Annotated in this window: 18 protein-coding genes and 1 pseudogene; 5 read left to right on the top strand and 14 right to left on the bottom strand. The window is 71.5% G+C overall.

Translation table 11 applies throughout. The features are described 5' to 3' along the window. Positions 1–222: 222 nt before the first annotated feature. Positions 223–1,584 (top strand): cytochrome P450, encoded by a 1,362-nt coding sequence (locus ABD385_RS33770; RefSeq protein ID WP_344583146.1) that lies wholly within the window; start codon positions 223–225, stop codon positions 1,582–1,584. A 17-nt stretch (positions 1,585–1,601) separates the two neighbouring features. Here the strand turns inward: ABD385_RS33770 and ABD385_RS33765 are convergent, their stop codons facing one another. Next, positions 1,602–2,198, bottom strand: a complete 597-nt coding sequence (locus ABD385_RS33765; protein ID WP_344583145.1) for a hypothetical protein — start codon at positions 2,196–2,198, stop codon at positions 1,602–1,604. 85 nt (positions 2,199–2,283) lie between these two features. Here ABD385_RS33765 and ABD385_RS33760 point away from each other — a divergent pair, with 85 nt between their 5' ends. Next, positions 2,284–2,892 carry a DUF7691 family protein gene (locus tag ABD385_RS33760; protein WP_344583144.1) on the top strand — a complete coding sequence of 203 codons (609 nt, stop codon included), beginning with the start codon at positions 2,284–2,286 and terminating at the stop codon, positions 2,890–2,892. A 43-nt stretch (positions 2,893–2,935) separates the two neighbouring features. On the opposite strand, the gene ABD385_RS33755 is transcribed toward ABD385_RS33760, so the two are convergent. The 3 genes from ABD385_RS33755 to ABD385_RS33745 form a co-directional block, all read right to left on the bottom strand. Beyond that, positions 2,936–3,676 (bottom strand): AroM family protein, encoded by a 741-nt coding sequence (locus ABD385_RS33755; RefSeq protein WP_344583143.1) that lies wholly within the window; start codon positions 3,674–3,676, stop codon positions 2,936–2,938. A gap of 137 nt (positions 3,677–3,813) precedes the next feature. Continuing rightward, positions 3,814–5,529, bottom strand: coding sequence for an OPT/YSL family transporter (locus tag ABD385_RS33750; protein WP_344583142.1), 1,716 nt, complete (start codon positions 5,527–5,529; stop codon positions 3,814–3,816). 112 nt (positions 5,530–5,641) lie between these two features. After that, positions 5,642–6,646 (bottom strand): DUF1177 domain-containing protein, encoded by a 1,005-nt coding sequence (locus tag ABD385_RS33745; protein WP_344583141.1) that lies wholly within the window; start codon positions 6,644–6,646, stop codon positions 5,642–5,644. 125 nt (positions 6,647–6,771) lie between these two features. Here ABD385_RS33745 and ABD385_RS33740 point away from each other — a divergent pair, with 125 nt between their 5' ends. The 3 genes and pseudogenes from ABD385_RS33740 to ABD385_RS33730 all read left to right on the top strand — a co-directional run. Next, complete coding sequence (locus tag ABD385_RS33740) at positions 6,772–7,605, top strand: IclR family transcriptional regulator (protein ID WP_344583140.1); 834 nt, start codon at positions 6,772–6,774, stop codon at positions 7,603–7,605. Positions 7,606–7,654: 49 nt separating this feature from the next. Continuing rightward, positions 7,655–8,395: a dipeptidase PepE gene (gene pepE / locus ABD385_RS33735; RefSeq protein ID WP_344583138.1), complete on the top strand. Its 741-nt coding sequence runs from the start codon at positions 7,655–7,657 to the stop codon at positions 8,393–8,395. A gap of 38 nt (positions 8,396–8,433) precedes the next feature. Further along, positions 8,434–8,832: pseudogene (locus ABD385_RS33730) on the top strand (IS701 family transposase); the annotation flags it as partial. Between the two features lie 316 nt (positions 8,833–9,148). On the opposite strand, the gene ABD385_RS33725 reads toward ABD385_RS33730, so the two are convergent. From ABD385_RS33725 to ABD385_RS33680, 10 genes are all read right to left on the bottom strand, one after another. Then, positions 9,149–10,552, bottom strand: coding sequence for an NAD(P)-binding protein (locus tag ABD385_RS33725; RefSeq protein ID WP_344583136.1), 1,404 nt, complete (start codon positions 10,550–10,552; stop codon positions 9,149–9,151). Beyond that, on the bottom strand, positions 10,549–11,772 hold the full coding sequence (locus ABD385_RS33720) for an epoxide hydrolase family protein (protein ID WP_344583134.1): 1,224 nt from the start codon (positions 11,770–11,772) through the stop codon (positions 10,549–10,551). Before ABD385_RS33720 ends, ABD385_RS33725 begins: the two co-directional genes overlap by 4 nt. Positions 11,773–12,025: 253 nt before the next feature. Next, a complete protein-coding gene (locus ABD385_RS33715) occupies positions 12,026–12,697 on the bottom strand; it encodes a TetR/AcrR family transcriptional regulator (protein ID WP_344583132.1) in 672 nt (223 codons plus the stop codon). 137 nt (positions 12,698–12,834) lie between these two features. After that, positions 12,835–14,082, bottom strand: a complete 1,248-nt coding sequence (gene rocD, locus ABD385_RS33710; RefSeq protein ID WP_344583130.1) for an ornithine--oxo-acid transaminase — start codon at positions 14,080–14,082, stop codon at positions 12,835–12,837. 44 nt (positions 14,083–14,126) lie between these two features. After that, positions 14,127–15,287, bottom strand: a complete 1,161-nt coding sequence (locus ABD385_RS33705; RefSeq protein ID WP_344583128.1) for a M20 metallopeptidase family protein — start codon at positions 15,285–15,287, stop codon at positions 14,127–14,129. After that, positions 15,284–16,432, bottom strand: coding sequence for an amidohydrolase family protein (locus ABD385_RS33700; RefSeq protein WP_344583126.1), 1,149 nt, complete (start codon positions 16,430–16,432; stop codon positions 15,284–15,286). Before ABD385_RS33700 ends, ABD385_RS33705 begins: the two co-directional genes overlap by 4 nt. Next, positions 16,422–17,729, bottom strand: coding sequence for a type I glutamate--ammonia ligase (locus tag ABD385_RS33695; RefSeq protein ID WP_344583124.1), 1,308 nt, complete (start codon positions 17,727–17,729; stop codon positions 16,422–16,424). Before ABD385_RS33695 ends, ABD385_RS33700 begins: the two co-directional genes overlap by 11 nt. Next, positions 17,726–19,204: an APC family permease gene (locus tag ABD385_RS33690; RefSeq protein WP_344583122.1), complete on the bottom strand. Its 1,479-nt coding sequence runs from the start codon at positions 19,202–19,204 to the stop codon at positions 17,726–17,728. The genes ABD385_RS33695 and ABD385_RS33690 overlap by 4 nt, the downstream gene beginning before the upstream one ends. A 103-nt stretch (positions 19,205–19,307) precedes the next feature. After that, positions 19,308–20,243 (bottom strand): MurR/RpiR family transcriptional regulator, encoded by a 936-nt coding sequence (locus ABD385_RS33685; protein ID WP_344583120.1) that lies wholly within the window; start codon positions 20,241–20,243, stop codon positions 19,308–19,310. A gap of 180 nt (positions 20,244–20,423) precedes the next feature. Further along, positions 20,424–21,466: NAD(P)/FAD-dependent oxidoreductase (locus tag ABD385_RS33680; protein WP_344583118.1), on the bottom strand; the 1,043-nt coding region annotated here is incomplete at its 5' end.

Raw genomic sequence — 21,466 nt, 5'->3', positions numbered from 1 at the left:
GCGATCACTCGATCCTTGACATCACTTGCACTGCAAGTCTAGCGTCCGAAGGCACCACTGACTTGCAGTGCAAGTCTTTGCCCGGGACGCCCCGCCGGCCCCGCCGAGCCGGCCCGCACGAGGAGCCCGACCGCCCGCCTCTCCATGCCCGGCCGCACGCCACCGGCCGAGCCGCCCCACCGGCGCGCCCGGCCGGCGCACCACGGAAGGAAGCGACCCGCCATGAGTGACCTCCCCTTCGCGCAACGGTTGTTCGCCCGCGACGTCCGATGGGCCCTCGGGCACGCCCTGCCCCGGCTCGCCACGGACCGCGCGGCGCGCCAGGGCGACCTGCACGGGCAGCTGGTGGCCCTCTCCCGGAGCCCCCGTCCGCACGGCGACACCGCCGACGTCGAACGGCGCCTGATGGACCGCATCCGCGCCGAAGGGCCCGTGCACCGCGGCCGGTTCGGCTTCGTCACCGCCTCCCACCCCGCCGTCCGCGAGGTCCTCAGCAGCAACGACTTCCGCACCGGCGTGCTCCCCGTCATCACCGGCCCCTTGGGGCGGCTCGCCGCCTGGGCCGGCGCCGACGCGCCCGTCGGGCCGCTGAAACCCCCGTCCCTGCTGGTGACCGAGCCGCCCGACCACACCCGGTACCGCAAGCTCGTCACCCGGGTCTTCTCCGTCCGGGCCGTGGAACAACTCCGCACCCGGGCCGAGGAGATCGCCGAGGAACTCCTCGACGACCTCCAGCGCCGCCCACCGGGCACCGACGACGTGGACCTCGTCTCCGCCTACTGCGGCCTGCTGCCCGTCACCGTGATCGCCGAGATCCTCGGCGTCCCCCACGCCGAGCGGCACCGCGTGCTGCGCTTCGGCACCGGCGCGGCACCCAGCCTCGACTTCGGGCTGCCCCGGCGCCGGTTCCTGACCGTCGAACGCTCCCTGCGCGACTTCGACGCCTGGTTGGCGCAGCACATCGAACGGATCCGCCGGCAGCCCGGCGCCAACCTGCTCAGCCAACTGGTCACCGCCCGCGACGACGACGGCCGGGGCCTGACCGACACCGAACTGCGCGCCACGGCCGGCCTGGTGCTCGCCGCCGGGTTCGAGACCACCGTGAACCTGCTCGGCAACGGCATCGCCCTCCTCGACCGCCACCCCGACCAGCGCGCCGCCCTCCACGACGACCCGGCCCTGTGGCCGAACGCCGTCGACGAGATGCTCCGCTTCGACCCACCGGTGTTCCTCACCGGGCGCGCGGCGACCCGTGACACCAGCATCGGCGGGCGCCCGGTACCGCGGGGCGCGCTCGTGACCCTGCTGCTCGCCGGCGCCAACCGTGACGCGTCGCTCTTCGCCGACCCGCACCGCTTCGACGTCACCCGGCCCAACGCCAAGGAGCACCTGTCCTTCTCCGGCGGACGCCACTACTGCCTGGGCGCCGCGCTCGCCCGCATGGAGGCGGAAGTCGGCCTCCAGGCCCTCCACCGCCGTTTCCCCCACCTCACCCTGCACCCCGGCGCCCGCCGCCGCACCACCCGGATCCTGCGCGGCTACGTCCACCTCCCCGCCCGACTCGGCACGCCCGTACCGGTCTAGAGCATGGCGTGCCTGGACTACCGCGCCCAGCGGCCCATGGCCGGCGCGGTGCCGATCAGGCACTCGATGCCGGTCGGGAAGCCGGCGAGGGCGTAGGCGGTCAGCCGCAGGTGGCCCTCCAGGCAGACCAGGTCGTCCCGGCTCTCGCCGACGTGGATGAGCGGCGGGAACCGTTCGCCTCCGAGGAACGCGTGGGCTGCGTCGACGAACGGGTCGTTGGGCACGTCGCACGCCCGCAGACCTGCGGTGATACGTACGGCCGCATCGTGCGGCCGGCGGCTGCCACCCGACAGTTCGACCCAGTAGGAATAGTCGAGGTAGCGCACGCCGGCCGCCTCGTGGGCGGAGAGGCGGGCCCAGGTCCAGGTGACGTGCGGGGGGAAGTTCTCGAACAGGTCGCGGTTCTCGCCGTACCCGCGCGTCGCGGCGAGCAGCGCGCGACGTGTGCGGTTCGCTCCGACGTCGGACAGGTCCGGATCCGTCAACAACCGCTCGGCCTGCCCGGCCGCCGCCAGGTGGGACCGGAGGTTCCGCCCGAACCTGCGGCTGGACAGCTCGCCACGCAAGAAGCAGGCGACCATCTCGTCCGCACTGCTCATACCGCGTACCTGCATGACCGCCAGCATAGGGTCGACCGCCCCGGACGCCGCGGCCCGCGCAGGAAGAGGCGTTGTCAGTGGCAACGCCTAAGGTCGCGGCATGAGTTCTTCCCTGAGCGTGTACGTGCTCGACGTGGCCGCGACCCGCGCCCTGGTCGGATCCGGCGACGACGCACTGCTGGAGGTGATACGCACCCGTTTCCAGGACGACCTGGCCGGCGACGACGACTACTTCAGCCACGAGATCGCGCAGGGTGCCCCCACCGCGTACGACGCGCTCCGCGCGGTCCTCCACGGCGGCCCCTTCAGCGACCACGCCCACCACGCGTTCCAATACGGCTACGCCTACAAGAGGTTGTGCGCGTTGACCGGCTCGTTCCTGCCCAACGACTGCTTCACGCCGCACCGCGGCGACTGGCTGGAGACCGTCGACCGAGGACTGAAGGACCTGCGCATCACGGCCGTCTCCGTCAGCGACTTCAGCTACGGCGTGCCGCCCGCTCCCCTTCCGCCCGCCGACACGCCGGGGTGCGGAGTCTGGACGCCCGAGCAGATCGCGCGGGCGCTGGAGGAGTTCGAAGCCACCAAGCGGGCGGAGCACGCACCGCCGCTGGAGCCCGAGGTCGTGGAGGCCGTCATGCAGTGCCTGGAATGGATGCGCCACGCGGAGGCACGGCCGGGCCACGGCCTCATCGGCTTCCGCTCCTGACCCGCGCCGCCGCGCCCGGCCCGGGCCGGGCGACGGGTCCGGGTCAGCCGGGGACGGCGCAGGCCACTTCGGTGGCCAGTCGCACCGCGAGGGTGCGGGACAACAGCACGGGCAGGCCGCTCGCGGCGGCCGCGGCCCGCCGCATCGCCTCGGTGTAGCCGATGCAGTCCAGCACCAGCCAGCGACTTCCCCCGCGCGCCAACTCCCGTGCGGCCGCGGCGACCTGCGGCAGGGCGTCGTCCGCATAGGGATTGCCGGGGGCGGCCCCGACCGCTCCGGCCAGCAGTGGCGACCAGCGGCGTTCGACGTCGGAGCGCTGGTCGGACAGCGGGCACACGAGCCCGACCGGATCGCTGCCGACGATGCCGCGGACCGCCTGTTGGACGAGCGGCTCCGCGTACAGCAGCGGCCGCCGGGCCGGCACCGGCGGGAAGTTGCCGGTGCACAGCAGCAGCGTCGCGGCGGCACCGTCCCGTTCGCAGCGGGCCACCGCGTCGCGCATCCGCGGGGCCAGCGCCGCGTGCCCGAGGACGACGGAGCCGCCGTCGCGCAGCCTGGTGACGAGCGGGGCCTCGCCGGCCGCGGGCGCGAGGTCGGCGCGGGTCCGCGGGCCGGCCGGCCCGGTGAACTCGTCGAGGTCCAGGGCGCCGTGCTCGATCGCCCGCAGCCCGCGCAGCAGCGGGGCGACGTCGGCGGTCAGGTCGGTGCGCGGGGACTGCCCGATGGTGACCAGGCCCAGGCCGGGGCCGTGCGGCGCGGGGCCGGGGCCGGATGCTGCGTTCATGACTGGTGCGTTCCTCTCACGTGTCGGCTTCGGACTCCGCCGGTCCGCGGTCCGTCGGCGGACGGGCCCGTGCGCCCGCCCGTGTCCCGGGCCCGCGGCTCGGCGCGCGGGGCCCGGGGCGCCGAGCGGGGCGCGGGTCACAGGGCCTTGTAGATCTGACTGACGTCGTGCAGGGAACTCCCGGCGACCAACCCGGCTCCCACCAGCGCGAGGTCGGCGTCGGCGGCGGCCCGCGCGTCGGCCCGGGCCAGGTCGTCCCGACCGGCGCGACGGTCGCGGTAGCGGGTGTAGCCGAAGCGCACGGCGAGCGCGGCCAGCACGAGCCAACCAGCCTGCGGGGTGGCGACGAGCAGACCGGTGGCCAGCAGGACGCCCATCTGCCGCGACGTGCCGCCGAGGAACTGGATCAGCGCCCCCGGGATCGCCCACAGCCCCATCATCAGCAGCGCGTGCGGGTCGGTGAGGCCGGCCTTGATGGTGCCGACGTAGACCTTGGCGACCGGCGGCACCCGGCCTTCCGAGAAGAACGGCTGCCAGGCGATCACGACGACGAGCACGGCGACGGCGAAGCCGACCAGCTGCGCGAGGTACTGCTGGCGGCGGCCGGCACGCTCGTACGGTCGCCACGGCACGGCGTCCTTGCGCAGGATCCAGCCGGCCTTGAAGTCGAACCCGACGTCGGCGAAGGCCGGTCCGGTGGAGGCGGCGTAGCCGACGAGCAGGGCCAGCGGCACCATCGGGATGCCCAGCACCAGCCCGAGGATCAGGAAGATGAGGGTCACCGCGAACGCCGGGAACCAGCCCGAGTGCATCGCGGCCAGACCGACGATCAGCTGGTGGACGAGGGCCGCGACGCCGGCCAGCAACACCCAGCCGACCAGGCCCGCCCCGCTCATGCCGGAGGTCACCCCACCGAACAGGGCGATGACCACGGCGCCGACGAGGAACAGCACGAACCCCTCCAGCAGGCCCCGCCGCAACCGGCGCGCGTCGACCGTCCGGGTCTCGGCGTCGAAGCGGTCCTCGTAGGCCGCCTCGGACGCGGCACGGGCCGCCGCCCGCTCGTCCGCCTCACGGGCGGACCGCGCGGCGCGCCGCTCGCGCATCAACAGGACCGCCTGCACCAGCGCGACCAGCCCGGCACCGATCATCACGCCGTGCGGCACGTAGTGGGCGGCGAGGTCGGTGTGCAGCACCTCCGGCGCGTACTGGGCGACCAACAGGCCGACCCCGAACATCAGCAGCGCCCAGACGTTGCCGAGGAAGGCCACGCCGGCCGCACTGGTCGGCAACTTGACCAGGGCGCCGAGGAAACCGACGACGGCGCTGATGCCGAGCAGCCCGGCCTTGCGGCCGCCCTCGTCCCCGGCCTTGATCGTCTCGGCGGCCGCCACGCCGGCCGGCCACGCGGCCGAGGCGGGCAACAGCCGTGAGTCGAAGACCCGGTAGAGCACCCAGCTGTCCACGGCGAGGCCGATCACCGCGCCGCCCAGCATCGGCCACACCAGGTCGGGGCGGCCCAGCAGATAGGGCACCGCGATCGGGGTGATCAGCGAGTTGGCGGCGGCGAAGGTGGAGCCGGAGACGGCGGACTGCACCAGGTTCTGCCGGTGCGGATCGCGCATCCGGCGCAGCGCGGCGAAGGAGATCCGCCCGATGAGCATGGCGAGCAGCGCGCCGATGACGGAGGTGTTGGGCGCGATCCCGAGGGTCGTGATCAGGACGAGTCCGATGACCGCGCCGAGGACGGAGAGCACGATCGTCACGATCAGCGTGACGGGTTCGAACGCTCTGGGGTGGGCCGCCCGGGTCTCCGGGGCGTCGGCCGGCGGGGCCGGCGGTGTCTGGCTCATGGGTGCTCCGGTGCGGTTCGTCCGGGTGGTGGGGCGGGGCGGGCCCCGCGGGGGCGGGTGTGGCGCGCCGTCCCGGACGCCGTGGCGGGTCCGGTGCGGCGCGCCCGGGAGGTCAGGCGGCGGCGTCCTCGTCGGGCGCGCCCGCCTGGAGGCGGTTCATGGGCCCGTAGAGCTCAACGAGCCGGGCGAACTCCCCGGCGTCGTGGAACCGCGCGGCGCCGCGGCCGAACTCCTTGGCCGCCTCCAGCGCGAAGCGGCCGGCCGCGGCGATGTCGGTCTCGTGGCTGGCGCCGGTGGCGCAGCCGGCCACCGCGCTCTGTGCGGTCACGGCGAGGCCCACGACCGGGGCGTCGGTGGCCACGCAGGGCTGCATGATCGAGTTGATGTGGTGCACGCCGTTCCCGTAGGGCGTGATGTCCTGCGTGGTGATCGGCAGGACGTGCGCGGCCTCGCCGGTGACGGTCTCCAAGATGCCCAGCAGATCGTCGCTGACCCGCAGGATCCACCCCTCCTTGACCGTCGGGGACAGGGCGATGCCGCGGTGGTTGAGGAGCCGGTTGCCCTTCGTGGTGTCGATCGAGACGACCGCGTCCATGGCCGGGTCGATCTCGGCGCGGTTGCAATCAAGGATCGACACGGGGGAGTCCATGAAGGGCACCGGGTCGTGCGGCCGGGTCGGCGCGTCCGGGCAGACGTGGGTGCTGACGATGACGTCGCCGCGCAGCACGTCGCCGCGCCCGTACATGTCGAGCAGCTTGGCAGCGGTGGCGAGCGCGGCGACGGCGCCGTCCGCGTCGGAGACCAGACCGGTGCGTTCGGGCCGGGCCCCGACGCCGCCGAGCCGGCCGAGCACGCCCAGCGTCGGGGCGCTGCCGCCGGCCCGGGCCCCGTCGGCGCCCGGCACGACGACCTTGACGAAGTCGGTCCCGCCCTTGGCCCCTTCGACCCGGGTGACGGTGATCTCCACCGCGTCCGACCGGACGGCGGTCGCGGCCGGGGTGCCGGCGGCCTCCCGGACGGCGCCGTCGAGCACGCCGCGCAGGTGCGCGGCGAGGAGCTGCCCGTCGGTCTGCGGGCGGTCGAGGAGTTCGAGGACGTCGAGTACGTGCTTGAGCACGGTGGCTCCCTGGTGCGAGGTGGTGCGGTGCGCGATTTCGCTCAGGTTGCGCCGGCCATATCCAAGTCAGCAACCCTTTCTCTATATACGGGAAGAAGTATCAGATGACGGTATAGGCTGCCGACGTGACTACCGAACGAGGCGCTCCGCTCCAGACCGCCGACCGCGTGCTCCAGGTCCTGCTCGCCTTCTCCCACGACCGGGAGGAATGGGGGGTGACCGACCTCGCCGCCGAATTCGGCTGGGACAAGTCGGTGTCGCAGCGGCTGCTGGCGTCGCTCGCCCACCGCGGCTTCCTGGTGTCCGACCCGGTCACCCGCCGCTACCGCCTGGGCCCCGCGGTCTGGCACATGGCCACCGCCTGGGAACGGCACAGCGGCATGGCCGGGCTGGTGCGCCCCGCGTTGCGCGAACTCGCCGCCGCGGCCGGCGTCACCGCCCTGTTCGCCGTGCCGGACGGCGTCCACATGCGCTGCGTGGAGTCCGCCGACGGCGCGGCCGGTCCACTGCGCGCCTACCGCCTGGCCGACGAGCTGTATCCGGCGCACGCCGGCGCCACCTCCCGCGCCTACTTCGGCATGCTCACCCCGGGCGCCCGGGCCGCGCTGCTCTACGGCCGCCCGATGGCCAGGTTCAGCACCCTGACCGTCACCGACGAGGTCGAACTGGAACAGCGGATGTCCCGGGTGCCGCAGGACGGCCACGCCTACTCCCAGGGCGAGTACGACCCGGCGACCGCCGGACTGGCCGTCCCGGTCGTCGTGCGGGGCCAGCCGGTCGGCTCGCTCAGCCTGGTCGGCCCGCACGACCGGCTCGACGGCCCGCGCGAGGAACTGCTCGCCCCGCTGCGCGAGGCCGCCGGACAGCTCGCCGAACTCCTCACCCCGCGCCGGCCGCCGCGCGCGGCAACCGGCCGCCGCACGCCCGCGGCCGGCAAGCCGACCCCCGGCACCGACTGACCCACCACTCACCCGCGAACCGCCCCACCCCCTGCGAAAGGCACCGCCCATGCCCACCACGCGACTGCTGCTGCTCTCCAACTCCTCGGCGCCCGGCCGCGGTTACCTCGAACACGCCCGCGAGGCCGTCGCCGCGCACCTCGCCGGCGTGTCGGAACTCCTCTTCGTCCCCTACGCGCTGGCCGACCACGACGGCTACACCGCCAAGGCCGCGGACTTCTTCGCTGAGCTGGGCATCCGGGTCCGCGGTGCGCACACCGCGGCCGACCCGCGCGACCTCGTCGCCGCCGCGCAGGCGGTGTTCACCGGCGGCGGCAACAGCTTCCGCCTGCTCAAGACGCTGCACGAGCGCGGCCTGGTGGACGCCCTCGCCGGGCGGGTGCGCGCCGGCATGCCCTACATGGGTTCCAGCGCCGGCACCAACATGGCCTGCCCGACGCTGCGCACCACCAACGACATGCCGATCGTCCAGCCCCCCTCGTTCGCCGCGCTCGATCTCGTCCCCTTCCAGATCAACCCGCACTACCTGGACCCGGACCCGGCCAGCGCCCACATGGGCGAGACCCGCGAGGAACGGCTCACCCAGTTCCTGGAGGAGAACGACGTCCCCGTCCTCGGCCTGCGCGAGGGCACCTGGCTCCAGCGCACCGACGACCGCCTGACGCTGCACGGACTGGCCACCGGCGCCCGACTGTTCCGCCGCGGCACCGCACCGGTCGAGTACGCACCGGGCGCCGACCTCAGCGAACTCCTCACCGCACGGCCGTCGTTCGACGATCACGCGGGCTAGTACTGCAACGGTGCTTGCCATGACTGATGGCCAGTTCAGGGGCTCATGGTCAGCGCGCTTTCGACTGGGCTCGGGTCGAGGTGCGGCCCTGGCACCGTCCCGACCGCCGCCACTGGGTGATCGCCCGCCGCAGCGTCAGCCGGCCGGATGAGCTATCCTACTACATCGCCTACTGCCCCGCCGAGACCACGCTTGACGACCTGATCCGCGTCGCGGGCAGCCGGTGGGCGATCGAGGAATGCTTCCAGAGCGCGAAACAGGAATGCGGCCTGGACGACTACCCGGTCCGCCGCTACCCCGGCTGGCACCGCCACATGACCCTGGTCCTGGCCGCCCACGCCTGCCTCACCGTCCTGCGAGCCCGGGAGCTTGATACCGGGAAAGCAGAAACGGATCCTCCCAACTCATCCACCTTAAGCGATGGCTACGCTCAGTAGTGATCCTCTTCGGGATTCTTTCGATCTTCGAGCAGTCTGTGCTGCCCGCCCTTCGTGCCCTTCCGGACATGGTGGTACGGAAGGCGGGCAGCGCTCGACGCACAGGCAAGATACCTAGGGCGTCGACCCGGTACGAGAACGCGTCGGTACGTGAAGTGCCGGTCCGGCAGCTGCGGTTGGCGGACTTCACGCGACCGCACGTCACTTGACGCTCAGTTGGTGATTCACGCTCAAGGCATTCGGCCGGTCCGCTCGTGCCTCACACCTGCCGTGCTTGGAGTCGTCAGCGTGGTCGGCGCGTGGGTCGCAGGGACGGTCAGTTGACCGCCGCGACTGCGTCTGCTTGCTGGCGGAGCTCCTCCAGCTTCAGCTTCTGCGCCTGGAACATGGGCAGGAGTTCGGTGCGCTGCTCGGGTGAGAGCTCGGGGATCCGCCGGCCCATGAGACGGCAGGTACTGAGCCATTCGGCGAGTGCGGGGTCGGCGGTCCATTGCCCGAGCCGCCCTTGGACATCGCTGAAGAACTGGAGCCAGTCCACGGCGGAGTTGGGGTGCTGCGCGGGTGCGCACAGTGCGTTCTTGGTGTCGTCGTCGGCGTAGGCCGCCTCGACGTGGGCGGTGAGTGCGGCGCTGAAGACCTGCTGGCAGGGAACGACCGCCTGCAAGGTGATGCGCGTTTGGTCGAACACCGGCACCGTCGGCCGCCGCTCCAGGCCGTCGGCGGTGCAGTCGATGTAGAGGGTTCCCGCCTGCGCGGGAAGGGTGGCCTGGTCGAGTTCGATTGCGTTCTCGCTGATGCGCTTGATCCTGCCGTGGCGGACGATGTCGTCGATGCGGCGTAGCTGGTCGAGTTCGGCGCGGGCGACGGTCGCGCAGCGGAAGGCAGTCGGCTCGACGCCGGACGACAGCCGCAGCAGCACGCCGCCGTCCTCCAGCCGTGTGAACAGGTCTTGGACGGTGTGCGCGTCGGCCACGGCCTTGAGGCGGGCCCCGTCCGCTTCGCCGCCGAGATTCCCGGGCTGCCAGTGGGCGCGGTCGAGCAGCCAGGAGTCGCGGGGCATGATCCAGGTGATGTCGGACGGATCGGTGCCGCGGCTGAGCAGCCACAGGCAGGCGTCGATGCCTGTCTTTCCCGCCCCGACGACGGTGTAGTGGGACGGCTGGTCGTGCAGGGCGGGCAGTTGGTTGGGGGTGATCAGCCGGACGCCGGGAGCGACCTCGTAGGCGGGTGGCACCATGGCAGGCACGGTGACGTTCATGTAGGTGGCGTCCACGGTCCGCCGTTTGACGGTGACCTCGAAGCGGGCCCCGCTGACGATGGAGTGGAAGCGCTGGACGTCGGGCCGCTGCGGGTCCGGGCCGTCGTAGAACGACTTGGGGAAGTAGGAAACCCGTCCGGTCGGCAGGAAGGTCTTGCGCATCACCTGGTCGAAGTAGGCCAGGATCTCGCTGGCAGAGGCCAGCTCGTGCAGTCCGGCGTTCCAGCCGTCCTGGTCTATCGTGCCGCTGCCCAGCTTGCGGGAGTTGACGCCGTAGAAGGCCGAGGGCTGGTGCAGGCGTACGAAGGGGTAGGCGACGGTCCAGTGGCCGCCGGGCTGGTCGTAGCGGTCGACGATGGCCACCGTCGCGTCGGTTTCGGCGACGAGGGTGTCGGCGAAGGCCATGCCCATGGCCCCGGCCCCGACGATCAGGTAGTCGACCTCAAGTGCTGTCGGATTCAACGGACTTCGTCCTTTCCGTGGTTGCTTTGCGAAGGTGGGGAGCCTGCCGCACCCAGCGCGGCCCGCAGCTCTCCCACGAATGCCTGGGGCACCTCCAGGGAGGGGAAGTGCCCGCCCTTGTTCAGGTCGTTCCAGTAGCGCAGATCCCTGAAGCGTGCCTGGACCCAGGAACGGGGCCGCCGGAAGGGCTCCTTGGGGAACACCGAGACCGCTGAGGGCACGGTCACCGGCGCGGTGAGATCCATGGTCGCCAGGCTCTCCCAGTACAGCCGGGCCGATGATGCGCCGCAGGCGCCGAACCAGTACAGCGAGACGTTGTCGAGCAGCCGCTGCCGGGACACGGCGTTCTCCGGGTGCCCGTCGCAGTCGGTCCAGCCGTGGAACTTCTCCACGATCCAGGCCAGTTGCCCGGCGGGTGAGTCGACCAGCCCGTAGCCGAGTGTCTGGGGGCGGGTGGACTGCTGCCTCATGTAGCCCGACTCGCCCTCGGCCACCTGCCGCGCTTTCCCCAGCACGGCGCGCTCGGCGTCGCTGAGGTCGTCCATGGTGGAGCCGGGTGGTTGTTGGGCGGGCGGCATCGTGGTGTGCATCGCCTCGACGCGGTGGGGATGACGGACCGCGAGCGTCGTGGTGACGAAGGCGCCCCAGTCCCCGCCCTGGGCGAGGAAGCGCTCGTACCCGAGCCGGGACATCAATTCAGCCCATGCGTCGGCGATGCGTTCCACGCCCCAGCCCGTCCCGTCGGGCTTGTCGGAGAAGGCGAAGCCCGGCAGCGAGGGCGCGACGACGTGAAAGGCGGGCGAGCCGGCCGGCGGGTCGACCAGGTCGTCAAGGATGTCGAGGAACTCCACCACCGAACCCGGCCAACCGTGAGTGATCAGCAGCGGGCGGGCGTCCGGCCGGTCCGAGCGCACATGCAGGAAGTGAATCCCCAGCCCGTCGATCGTGGTACGCCACTGGCCACGGCCGTTCAGCTCGGCCTCCAACCGACGCCAGTCGTAGTCCTCATTCCAGTACCGGCACAGCTCCGCCACATAGGAGCGCGGGATTCCCTGCGCCCAGTCCGTCACCGTCTCCGCCTCGGGCAGCCGAACACGGCTTAACCTGTCACGCAGGTCCTGGAGTTGCTCTTCGGGAATCTGGAGCACGAAGGGCACGATGGCGGCGGAGTCAGCCGCCGCGTCGGGGTCGGTGTCGGCATCGGGTCCAGCGTCAGCCATGACACTCTCCTTTGATGAATGCGACTGATCGAACGCCGCAGCACAGCCACGGCGTGTGAAGATCTTTCGTGTGTGCGATGTCCAGCCGTCAGGCGCGGCACGCCAGCCCGCTGTACGAAGGCATGACAGCAGAGGGCCTTGACCACACGCGGTGGCTCACACCGGTGCGGTCACGGCCACGCGCAGATCCCGGCCTCAGCGAAGGGCGGGACATCGGGACCCGCGAGGAGCACCCCGGGGTTTACGAGAACGCTCAGGAACGGGAGGGGTTCAAGCCGGCAACCTGCTCTTCCTCGGCGGCCGTGAGGGCGCCCACCGGCATGTCCGTCAGCCCAGGACGGACGCGCAGACCGTCCAGGACGATCGTCAGGTAGCGCCTCCACACTGCGCTTGAGACCGGTTGGGCGTGCTGAATCGCGCAGCTCACCATGTAGAAGATCAGGGGCAGGTCGGTCGTCGCCAAGTCCGCACGCAGCAGGCCGGCGTCCTGGGCGCGACGCATGACCGCGTCGGCTGCGGGCACGAACTTGCGGCGCGCCTGCGCCACCAGGGGGCGGCCCCCGACCTCGGAGAACACCACTTCCCGCAGCCCACGATCGGCTGCCATCTGCTCCAACGTCACGGTCAGCAGGCTGACGAACCCCTCCCACGGGTCGTCGTGCGTCAGAGCCTGTTCGGCGAACACCACCAAGGCATCGACACGCTCTTCGAACAGCTCGTTGATCAGGGCTTGTTTGTTGCCGAACAGCCGGTAGGAAGTCGCCACTCCGACACCGGCATGGCGAGCGATGTCATCGAGGTTCACCCCCAGTCCCCGTTCGGCGAACACCTCCCGAGCGGCCCGGAGCGTGCGCTGCCGGTTGGCCTCGGCGTCGCGTCTCAGGCGCCGTGCGCCACGGGGCGCGGATGAATCCGTTCCGTCCATGAGCCCACACTAGCACTATCTGGAGTTGGCAACTCCAGATAGTGCTAGTGTGGGCTCGTCATGCGTCAGGATTGATTCACTCATCGTGCTCGGCTTGAGGACGCCCCTCGGACCCCGACTCCCTGTGACGGCGGATCTCAGCCGCCGGACCGGGCCAGGACGGAACTCAACTCATCGCACATCCAGTCCAGTTCGTCGGGCTCGATGACCAGCGGAGGGGCGAGCCGGATGGTGGAGCCGTGGGTGTCCTTGGCGAGCACGCCGCGGTCCAGGAGACGCATACAGGCGTGGCGTCCCGTCATCAGTGCGGGGTCGAGGTCGATACCGGCCCACAGGCCGCGGGACCTGACGGCGACCGCGCCACGCCCGACGAGCTCTTCGAGCCGGCCGCGCAGCTGCTCGCCCAGTTCGGCGGCGCGTTCCTGGTACTCGCCGCCGCGCAGCAGCTTGACCACGGCATGGCCGACGGCGGCGGCCAGCGGGTTGCCGCCGAAGGTGGAGCCGTGGCTGCCGGGGCGGATGACATCGAGCACGTCGTGGCGGGAGACCACGGCGGAGACCGGCACGATGCCGCCGCCGAGCGCTTTGCCCAGGACATAGACGTCGGGGGTGACTTCCTCGGCGTCGCAGGCGAAGGTGGTGCCGGTACGGCCGAGTCCGGACTGGATCTCGTCCGCGATGAACAGCACGTTCTCGTGGGTGCACATGTCCCGCACGGCCTGGAGGTAGCCCGGCGGGGGGATGAGCACGCCGGCTTCGCCCTGGATGGGTTCGAGGAGCACGGCCACGGTGTTCTCGTCGATCGCGGCCGCCAGCGCCGCGCTGTCGCCGTAGGGGACGCTGCGGAAGCCGGGGGTGAAGGGGCCGAAGCCCTCGCGGGCGACAGGGTCGGTGGAGAAGCTGACGATCGTGGTGGTGCGCCCGTGGAAGTTGCCGTCGGCGACGATGACGGTGGCGCGGTCCGGGGCGACTCCCTTGCGCTCGCAACCCCATTTGCGGGCAACCTTGATCGCGGTCTCGACCGCCTCGGCGCCGGTGTTCATCGGCAGCACGAGGTCCATGCCGGCGAGTTCGGCGAGGTCTCGGCAGAAGGGACCGAGGCGGTCGTTGTGGAACGCCCGGCTGGTCAGGGTGAGGCGCGCCAGCTGCGCCTGGGCCGCGGCGATCAGCCGGGGGTGGCCGTGGCCGAAGTTGAGGGCCGAGTATCCGGCCAGGCAGTCCAGGTAGCGACGCCCCTCGACGTCGGTGACCCAGGAGCCCTGGCCTGAGGCCAGCACCACGGGCAAGGGCTGGTAGTTGTGGGCGGTGGCCGTCTCGGCCAGGGACACATGGAGCTGGGTCGCCGAGCCGGGGCGGGGCGTGCCGTGGGTGTCGGTGGTGGTCATGGTGCGGTCCTTGGGAAGCGAAGGGCGCGGGGCGCCGGGGTGGTTCAGGTGTTCCGTTCAGCAGCGGCCAGATAGCCGGCGAGCATGGCGTGGGCGACGTCCCGGATCCGCTCGTCGGGCGGCAGGAACGTGGGTGAGTGCAGCTGTTCCGTGCCGCCGTGGGTGCCCACGAACAGCATCAGCGACGGCAGTTGCGCGCAGAAGAAGGAGAAGTCGTCCGAGCCGGCGGACCGCAGGTCGTCATCGACGCTCAGGCCGAGCGAGCCGAGCAGTGGCCTGGTGGCGGCCGTCAGCACCGCGTCGTTGTCGAGCACGGGCTCGCCGCGGGTGATGTCCACCCGCGCGGCGCAGCCGTGGGCCTGCGCCACCAGTCCGGCCACCTCGGCCAGCCGGGCGTGCAGGATCTCGCGGTCGTCGCTGCCCAGCGCGCGCAGTGTGCCACCGGCTTCTGCGGTACCGGGTATGACGTTGGCGGCGGTGCCGGCCGCGAGGGTGCTGACGCTGAGTACGACATGGGACATGGGGTCAGTGCCACGGCTGACCAGGCTCTGCAGGGCGACGACGACATGGGCCAGGGCGACGACGGGGTCGCGGGTGAGGTGCGGATAGGCGGCGTGGCCACTGCGTCCGTGCACCGTGACCGTGAACTCGTCGGCCGAGGCGTTGACGCCACCGGGGGTGCAGGCGACGGTGCCGGTCGGCAGCAGCGGCTGCACGTGCGCCCCGATCACCGCCCGGCACTGTTCCCGGTCGAGGATGCCGTCCTCGACGAGGTCCTGGGCACCGGAGGGGTAGTTCTCCTCCCTCGGCTGAAGTACGGCCAGCAGCGGGGCCGGGCCGCCGATCCGGCCGACGGCCCGGGCAAGGGCGGTGAGCGCGGCCAGATGCACGTCGTGGCCGCAGGCATGCATGAGGCCGGGGTGTTCGGAGGTCCATGCCGCGCCGGTCTTCTCCTCCACCGCAAGGGCGTCGAGTTCGGCACGGACGGCGACCGCGGGGCCCGGTCCGCCGATCCGGACGGTGGCGCCGGTGTCGGCGACCTTGGTGGTGGAGCCGGCGGGCAGTGCGGCGAGCACGAGATCGCGGGTGGGGGACTCGGCACCCGAAAGGCAGGGACGGGCGTGGATGCGGTGGCGTAGTGCGGTAGCGGCCGGCAGCTCCTCTTCGAGCGCGGCGGCCAGCGCGGTCAGGTGGCGGACGGTCATGCCCGGTCCTCCAGCCGGTAGACGCGGCGGGCGTTGTCGTGGCCGATCATGCTCACCACTTTGAGGGCTTCACCGACGTCCCACTCGCCGCTGTCGGTCCATGCCCCGAGGGTCCGGGCCATGCCGCGGCGCCACAACAGGGCGCCGAGATGGTGCAGTTCCGGCGGCCCCCAGGCGTCGGAGGAGAAGAGGATCTTGGCGAAGGGGGCGAGTTCCAGTGATTCGGCGATGACGGCGTCGGAGCGCGTGCCGGTGTAGTTGATGCCGAGGCCGACATCGAAGTAGACGTGCGGGAAAACCTGGGCGAGGTAGCCCGCGTTGCGCTGGAAGGGGTAGCAGTGCAACAGCAGCAGGTCGGTGCCGTACGCTTCCACGTTCTTGATGAACCGGGTGAGCAACAGCGGGTCGCATCGGTGGAGTTCGACGTCCGGGTCGCCGTAGCCGGCGTGCAGCTGGATCGGCAGACCCCGGTCGACACCGCACCACAGGGCGAAGCGCAGCAGCACCGGATGGCTGACGCGGACGGTGCCGGTGGCGGCGCACTCGGCGAGCCAGGCGCCGGCCGCGGCGGTCACCTCGTGGTCGCGGGGGCGGCCGGGCTCGAAGTCGAAGCCGTGGCGGTAGGCGACGATGCTCTTGAGGCCGACCGCGGTGGCCGTGCGGGCGGCCAGGGTTTCCCTGAACCGGTCGGGGAGTTCGGCGGCGGTGACCCCGGCGCGCACCACGTCCTCCAGTACGGCCTCCAGGCGCACCACCTCGTCGACAGGGCGTCCGGAGGCGGCCGCCATGCCCTGGGGGTCGAGGATGTCCTCCCCCTTGTAGCCGGTCTCCAGCAGGTAGTGGCCGATGCCGGAGGCGCCGAGCAGTCTGCGATTGACCTCGTCGGTGCCGAGTTCGGTGCGCCGGGCCAGGTACGTCTCGGGGTCGGCGTGCGGTGCGAGGCCGAGGACCGGGGCGCACCAGCGGCGGACGGCGAAGCCGAGCTGCGAGTCGAACTGGGTCATCCACGGTGGGATGGGGCGGTCGGACTCGGTGATCAGCTGCTCCAGGGCGGAGCGGTCGGCGTCGTGGCGGAGGGCACCATGGACGTGGTGGTCCACCAGGGGGATCCGGTCGATCTCCGCCAGGAGTCGTTCAGTAGACACTTCGGACCTTTCGAATGCGTGCGGCGTCGTCCAGCCCGTCGAGCTGAGCGAGTTCGGAGCGCTTGACCGAGAGCTGGGTGGCGAGCAGCCGTGGATCGAACCAGGACCGGACGATGTCGTCCTTCTCCAGGGCTTCCAGGGCCTCGTCGAGCGTGGTGGGCAGGGGCGGCGCCAGCGCGAGCACGGACTGGTCGGTGTCCTCGGGCCACACGGTGGGCTCGTCGTAGTCCCCCGTGAGGCCGGCCAGCCCGGCGCGGACCAGGACGGCCAGGGCGAGCCAAGGGTTGGCCGTGGCGTCGGCGGCGCGGTATTCGAGGTTGAACTGGGCGGCGGGGCCCGCGCCACCGAGCTCGGTGATGGGGCAGATGCGCAGCAGCGCCTCGCGGTTGCGCTCGGCCAGGAACGCCCCGCCCGCGCTCCACCGGTTCGGCGTCAGGCGCAGGAAGGACACCGGGCTCGGTGCGGTCAGGGCGGTGAGGGCCGGGGCATGGGCCAGGACACCGGCACTGAAGCGGGCACCGAGGGCGGAGAGCTGACCGGGGCGCTGCGGGTCGTGGAGTGCGGGGCGTCCGTCGGCGTCGCGCAGACTCAGGTGGAGGTGGACGCCGTTGCCCACCCCGCCGGTGTCCAGAAGCGGGGCGAAGGTGACGGGCAGACCACGGCGGCGGGCCAGGTCGCGGACGAGTTCCTTGAGGAGGACGGCCCGGTCGGCCGCGACCGCGGCGGGGGCGGGGCGCAGGGTGACCTCGAACTGGCCGTCGCCGTACTCGGGAATCCATGTCTCCGGTTCGAGCCCGGTGTGTTCCAGCAGCCTGACCAGATCGGTTCCGAAGGGTTCGGCGTCCCGGAAGCGCCGCAGGGAGAACGGAGCGCTCTCGGGGAGGTTGCCCAGCACGAACTCGTGTTCGAAGGCGGCGACGACCTCCAGTCCGGTGCGTTCGCGCAGCTCGGAGAGGGCGTCCCGCAGGAAGGTGCGCGGGCAGCAGGCCCAGGGCTGCCCGTTCGGCAGCCTCTGGTCGGCAAGGTAGAGCAGCATCCCCGCAGCGGTGTCGTCGGCCGGGATGCCGATGGCGGTGCCGGCGTCGGGGACCAGCCGCAGGTCGCCGCGGGACCCGAAGACGTTGTCGGGAGCGATCGGCCCGAAAGAGGAGATCGCGAGGTTCACAGGAACCCAGCCGGTGCCGCTGCGCAGGACCGAGTCGTGTTCGGAGGGCGGCACGGACCGCCCCCGTACCTGGCCGGCCAGGTCGCAGGTGGCGACGAAGACGGTGGCATAGTCGTCGGTGCGTGGAGTCATGGGGTCACCTTCAAGGCGTCGACGGCGGGCGGTTCGGGGCTCTGCTGCTGGCGGTCGCCCTGCCCCCCGTTCAGTTCACTGGTGAGACGGGCACCGATGCGCGCGGCCAGAGCGGGGGCGAGCAGGACGACGGCCAGGCCGGTGGTGCACCAGGCGGCGGCGATCCAGGGGAAGTAGCTGTAGGGCGCGCTCTGGCCGGTGGACTGTCGGTAGAAGACGAAGCAGAGGTAGCCGAGACTGGCGAGCGGGATAACCAGTTCGTGGCGGGGGATGTTGCCACGGCGGGAGAGGGTGAAGACGATCACGCCGACACCGGCTACGGCGTAGACCACCAGGACGCACAGCACACCGATGGTCGCGTACCAGTAGTAGGTGTCGAAGGCGGTGGTGCCCAGGCCGTACATGACGGCCGTGAGCGCGGCGGCCACGGCCCCGCACAGCCACAGGGCCCTGACGGGGGAGCCGGTGGCAGGGTCGGTGCGGGCGAGCGCGGCCGGGCCGAAGCCGTCGCGGGCGAGAGCGGAGACCATGCGGGCAGCGGCGGCGGACGAGGACAGGGCGGCGGCGAAGGCGGAGGCGACCGCGGTGAAGGCGACGACAAGTGAGAACCAGGTGCCGATGTAACTGCCGGAGAGCGTCACCAAAGCCGATTCCGCCCCGGCGAACGCACGCACACCCTTGTCGTCGGTACCGAACCCGATGGTTTGGACGAACGTCATCAGGACGTACAGGACACCGGTGAGCAGCACGCTGCCGGCCAGGGCTCGCGGGATGTTGCGCTTGGGGTCGTCGGTCTCCTCGCCCAGCGATGCGCACGCCTCGAAGCCGGCCCAGGACAGGAAGGCGAAGACGGTCGCGGTCATGATCGCGCCGTAGCTGGCAGTGCCGGGGGCGAAGACCGACAAGTCGAAGGACTGGTGGCGAGGCGCTGTTCCGGTGCCGGTGCGCCCGATGACGACGAGGGCAAGGACCAGCATGGCCCCTATGCCGATGCCTTCGGCGATCAGCAGGGTGCGGGCGGTGAGCCGGGTGTCACGCGAGTTGAGCAGGGTGACGCCCAGGGCGGCGACGACCGCGACAGCCACCCACGGACCGGTGGACGTCACGCCCAGGGCGTGCAGAAACGCATGGGCGAAGACACCGGTCCCGGCCAGGGTGCACATGAGGAAGGCGAGATAGGTGCCAAGCAGCGCGAAGCCGCCGAAGAAGCCCGCGCGGGGACCGATGGTTGCGCCGGCCAGGGCGTAGACGGAGCCGGCGTGGTGGAAGTGCTGGGTCAGCCGCCAGAAGCCGTAGCCCACGAGGCCGACGCCGAGCAAGCCGAGCAGGAAGACCAGCGGTACGGCCTTGCCCACGGTGGCCGCGACACCGGCCCCGTTGAGACCCATGGCGAGCGTGGGGCCCATGAGGCCGACGGAGAGGGCCAGCGCTTCCCACAGCCGCAGTTTGCGTGAGGTTTGAGGATGATCGGGCACGACGCACTCCCGAGCAGAAGGGGCCGCACGGTTGTGGCCCGAGACACCCTCATGAAAGCTTCGTTACAAGAAGTGCGTCAATAGCGGCGTTGAAATGAAATTTTCAGGAAGGTGTGCCGGCCTCCCCGCCCCACGCTTCCTCCGCGGCTCGCATCCGCTCCTCGGCCGCCGGGCCCAGACGGGCATGCACGGCGGCGACCAGGGTCTCCACGAGCGCCAGGGGCGCGACAATGCTGTCGAACGGGCTGGGCGCCTCCACCCGCGCGGGGAGCACCACGTTGGCGAACTCGGCCACGGGCGAGAGCCACGGGTCGGTGAACAGCACGACCTTGGCCCCGCGTTCGTGCGCATACCGGGCGAGCTGCACGGTGTCGTCCTGATAGCGGCGGAAGTCGAAGACCACACACACGTCCCGTCGGCTCAGGTCGAGACGGAATCCCGCATCGCGCCCCGGGGCCGCGGTGTGCACGAAGGTGCCCGGCCGTAGCAGCCGGAGGTGCAGGTCGAGGTACTCAGCAAGCAGCTGGGAGTACCGGCCACCGAAGCATGCGATGCGTTTGGCCGGGTCACAGATCAGGCCGACCGCCTGATCGAACTCCTGCTCCGGGAGCGCGGCGAACGTCTGGTCCAGCGTCGCACCGCTCACGTGCTGCGCCGCCTCGACCAGTTCGGCGGTGGGCGAATCCCTGCCGATCACCGGAGCCAAGGTCAAGGGCGAGGCATGACGCGCCTGCACCTCTTCACGCAGTGACTGCTGGAAGTGCCGGTAGCCGTCGAACCCGAGCCGGGCGACGAACCGCACCACGGTGGGCGCGCTGACCCCGGCCTGGGAGGCGAGCCCGGACGCGGACTCCAGCCCGGCCGCGGGGTAGTTGGCCGTCAGCGCCCGAGCGATCTTCCGCTCGGCAGGAGACAGGCCCCCCTCGACGCGCCGCACCCGCTCGGCCACGGTGGTTCCCAACCCGGACTCCCGACCTGTCTGTTCCGGGTCCGGGTCGTTCTTCGCCCGGTCGCTGTGATCTCCGGCCCGGCCAGCCATGGGCGTCCCCTCTCCGCGCTGCGTGGTGCAACGATCGTTGCACACGGCCAGGAAATCCCGTCACCGAAAGGGGAGAGGGGGCCTGGAGCGCCGATCCGGGCGACGGGGATCCGTCGCCCGGATACGTGAGCGAGTGTGAGCTGCCGATGCGTGCGTGGGGTGCGCGGTCTGCGAGCTGGGTCAGGCGGTGACGGGTGCGGTGATGTGGTCGTGGTAGGTGTGCAGGGTGCGTGGGCTGTTCCAGCCGAGAGCGCCTACGATCCGACCTCCTGCGTGGTAGAGCGCGACGAACTTGCGTGCCTGCGGGTCACCGTCGACGTATTCGATGCGTGCGTCCGGGGGGCACCAGCCGTGGAACTGGATCTTGGTGTTGAACTGGTCGGTCCACCCGAACGGGACCGGCGCGTACGGCGTGGCTCCCGTGGGCCCGGCGAGGAGGTTTCGGGCGGCGGTGATGGCTTGTCGGGTGGCGTTGAGGCGCTGCTCCAGCCGGGTCCGCGCGCCGGTGAGGGGGTGTGGCCAGTTGGCGACGTCGCCGGCCGCATAGATCCCGGGTGCGACCTGGCAGGTGCTGTCGCAGAGCACCCCGTCTCCCAGGGGGAGCCCGGAGTCGGCCAGCCAGTCGACGGCCGGGACCGAGCCGATGGCGACCACGACCAGGTCGGCGGGGAGCGAGGTGCCGTCGTCGAGTTCCACCGCACAGACCCGGCCCGCCGTGCCGAGCAGGCCGGTGACGCTGCGGCTCATGCGCAGGTGGACTCCGTGTTCGTGGTGCAACTCGGCGACCAGGCTGCCCACTTGGGTGCCGAGTTGCCTGGCCAGCGGGGTGGTTTCGACGTCGACGAGAGTGACGTCCAGGCCGAGGCTGCGGGTGGTGGCGGCGATTTCGGTGCCGAGGAATCCGGCGCCGATCACGACCACGCGGGGACCGGACGGCAACTGTGCGCGCAGCGACAGCGCTTCGTCGAGGGTGCGCAGCACGTGCACGCCGGCCAGGTCGTGGCCGAAGGGCAGGTGGCGGGGGCGCAGTCCGGTGGCGATGATCAGGCCGTCGTAGTCCAGCCGGTCCCCGTCGGCCAGTGTGACGGTGCGGGCTGCCGGGTCCAGGTGGGTTGCGCGGCAGCCCAGTTTCAGGTTCATCCGCAGCCGTTGGAGGTCGGGGTCCTGCCGCAGGGTGGTCTTGTGCGGTTCCAGTTCGCCGGTCAGGAGGTGCTTCGACAGCG

It is taken from the genome of Streptomyces lunalinharesii, assembly GCF_039532155.1.
GTDB classification, from domain to species: domain Bacteria; phylum Actinomycetota; class Actinomycetes; order Streptomycetales; family Streptomycetaceae; genus Streptomyces; species Streptomyces lunalinharesii.
This window is presented reverse-complemented; position numbering and strand designations above follow the sequence as displayed.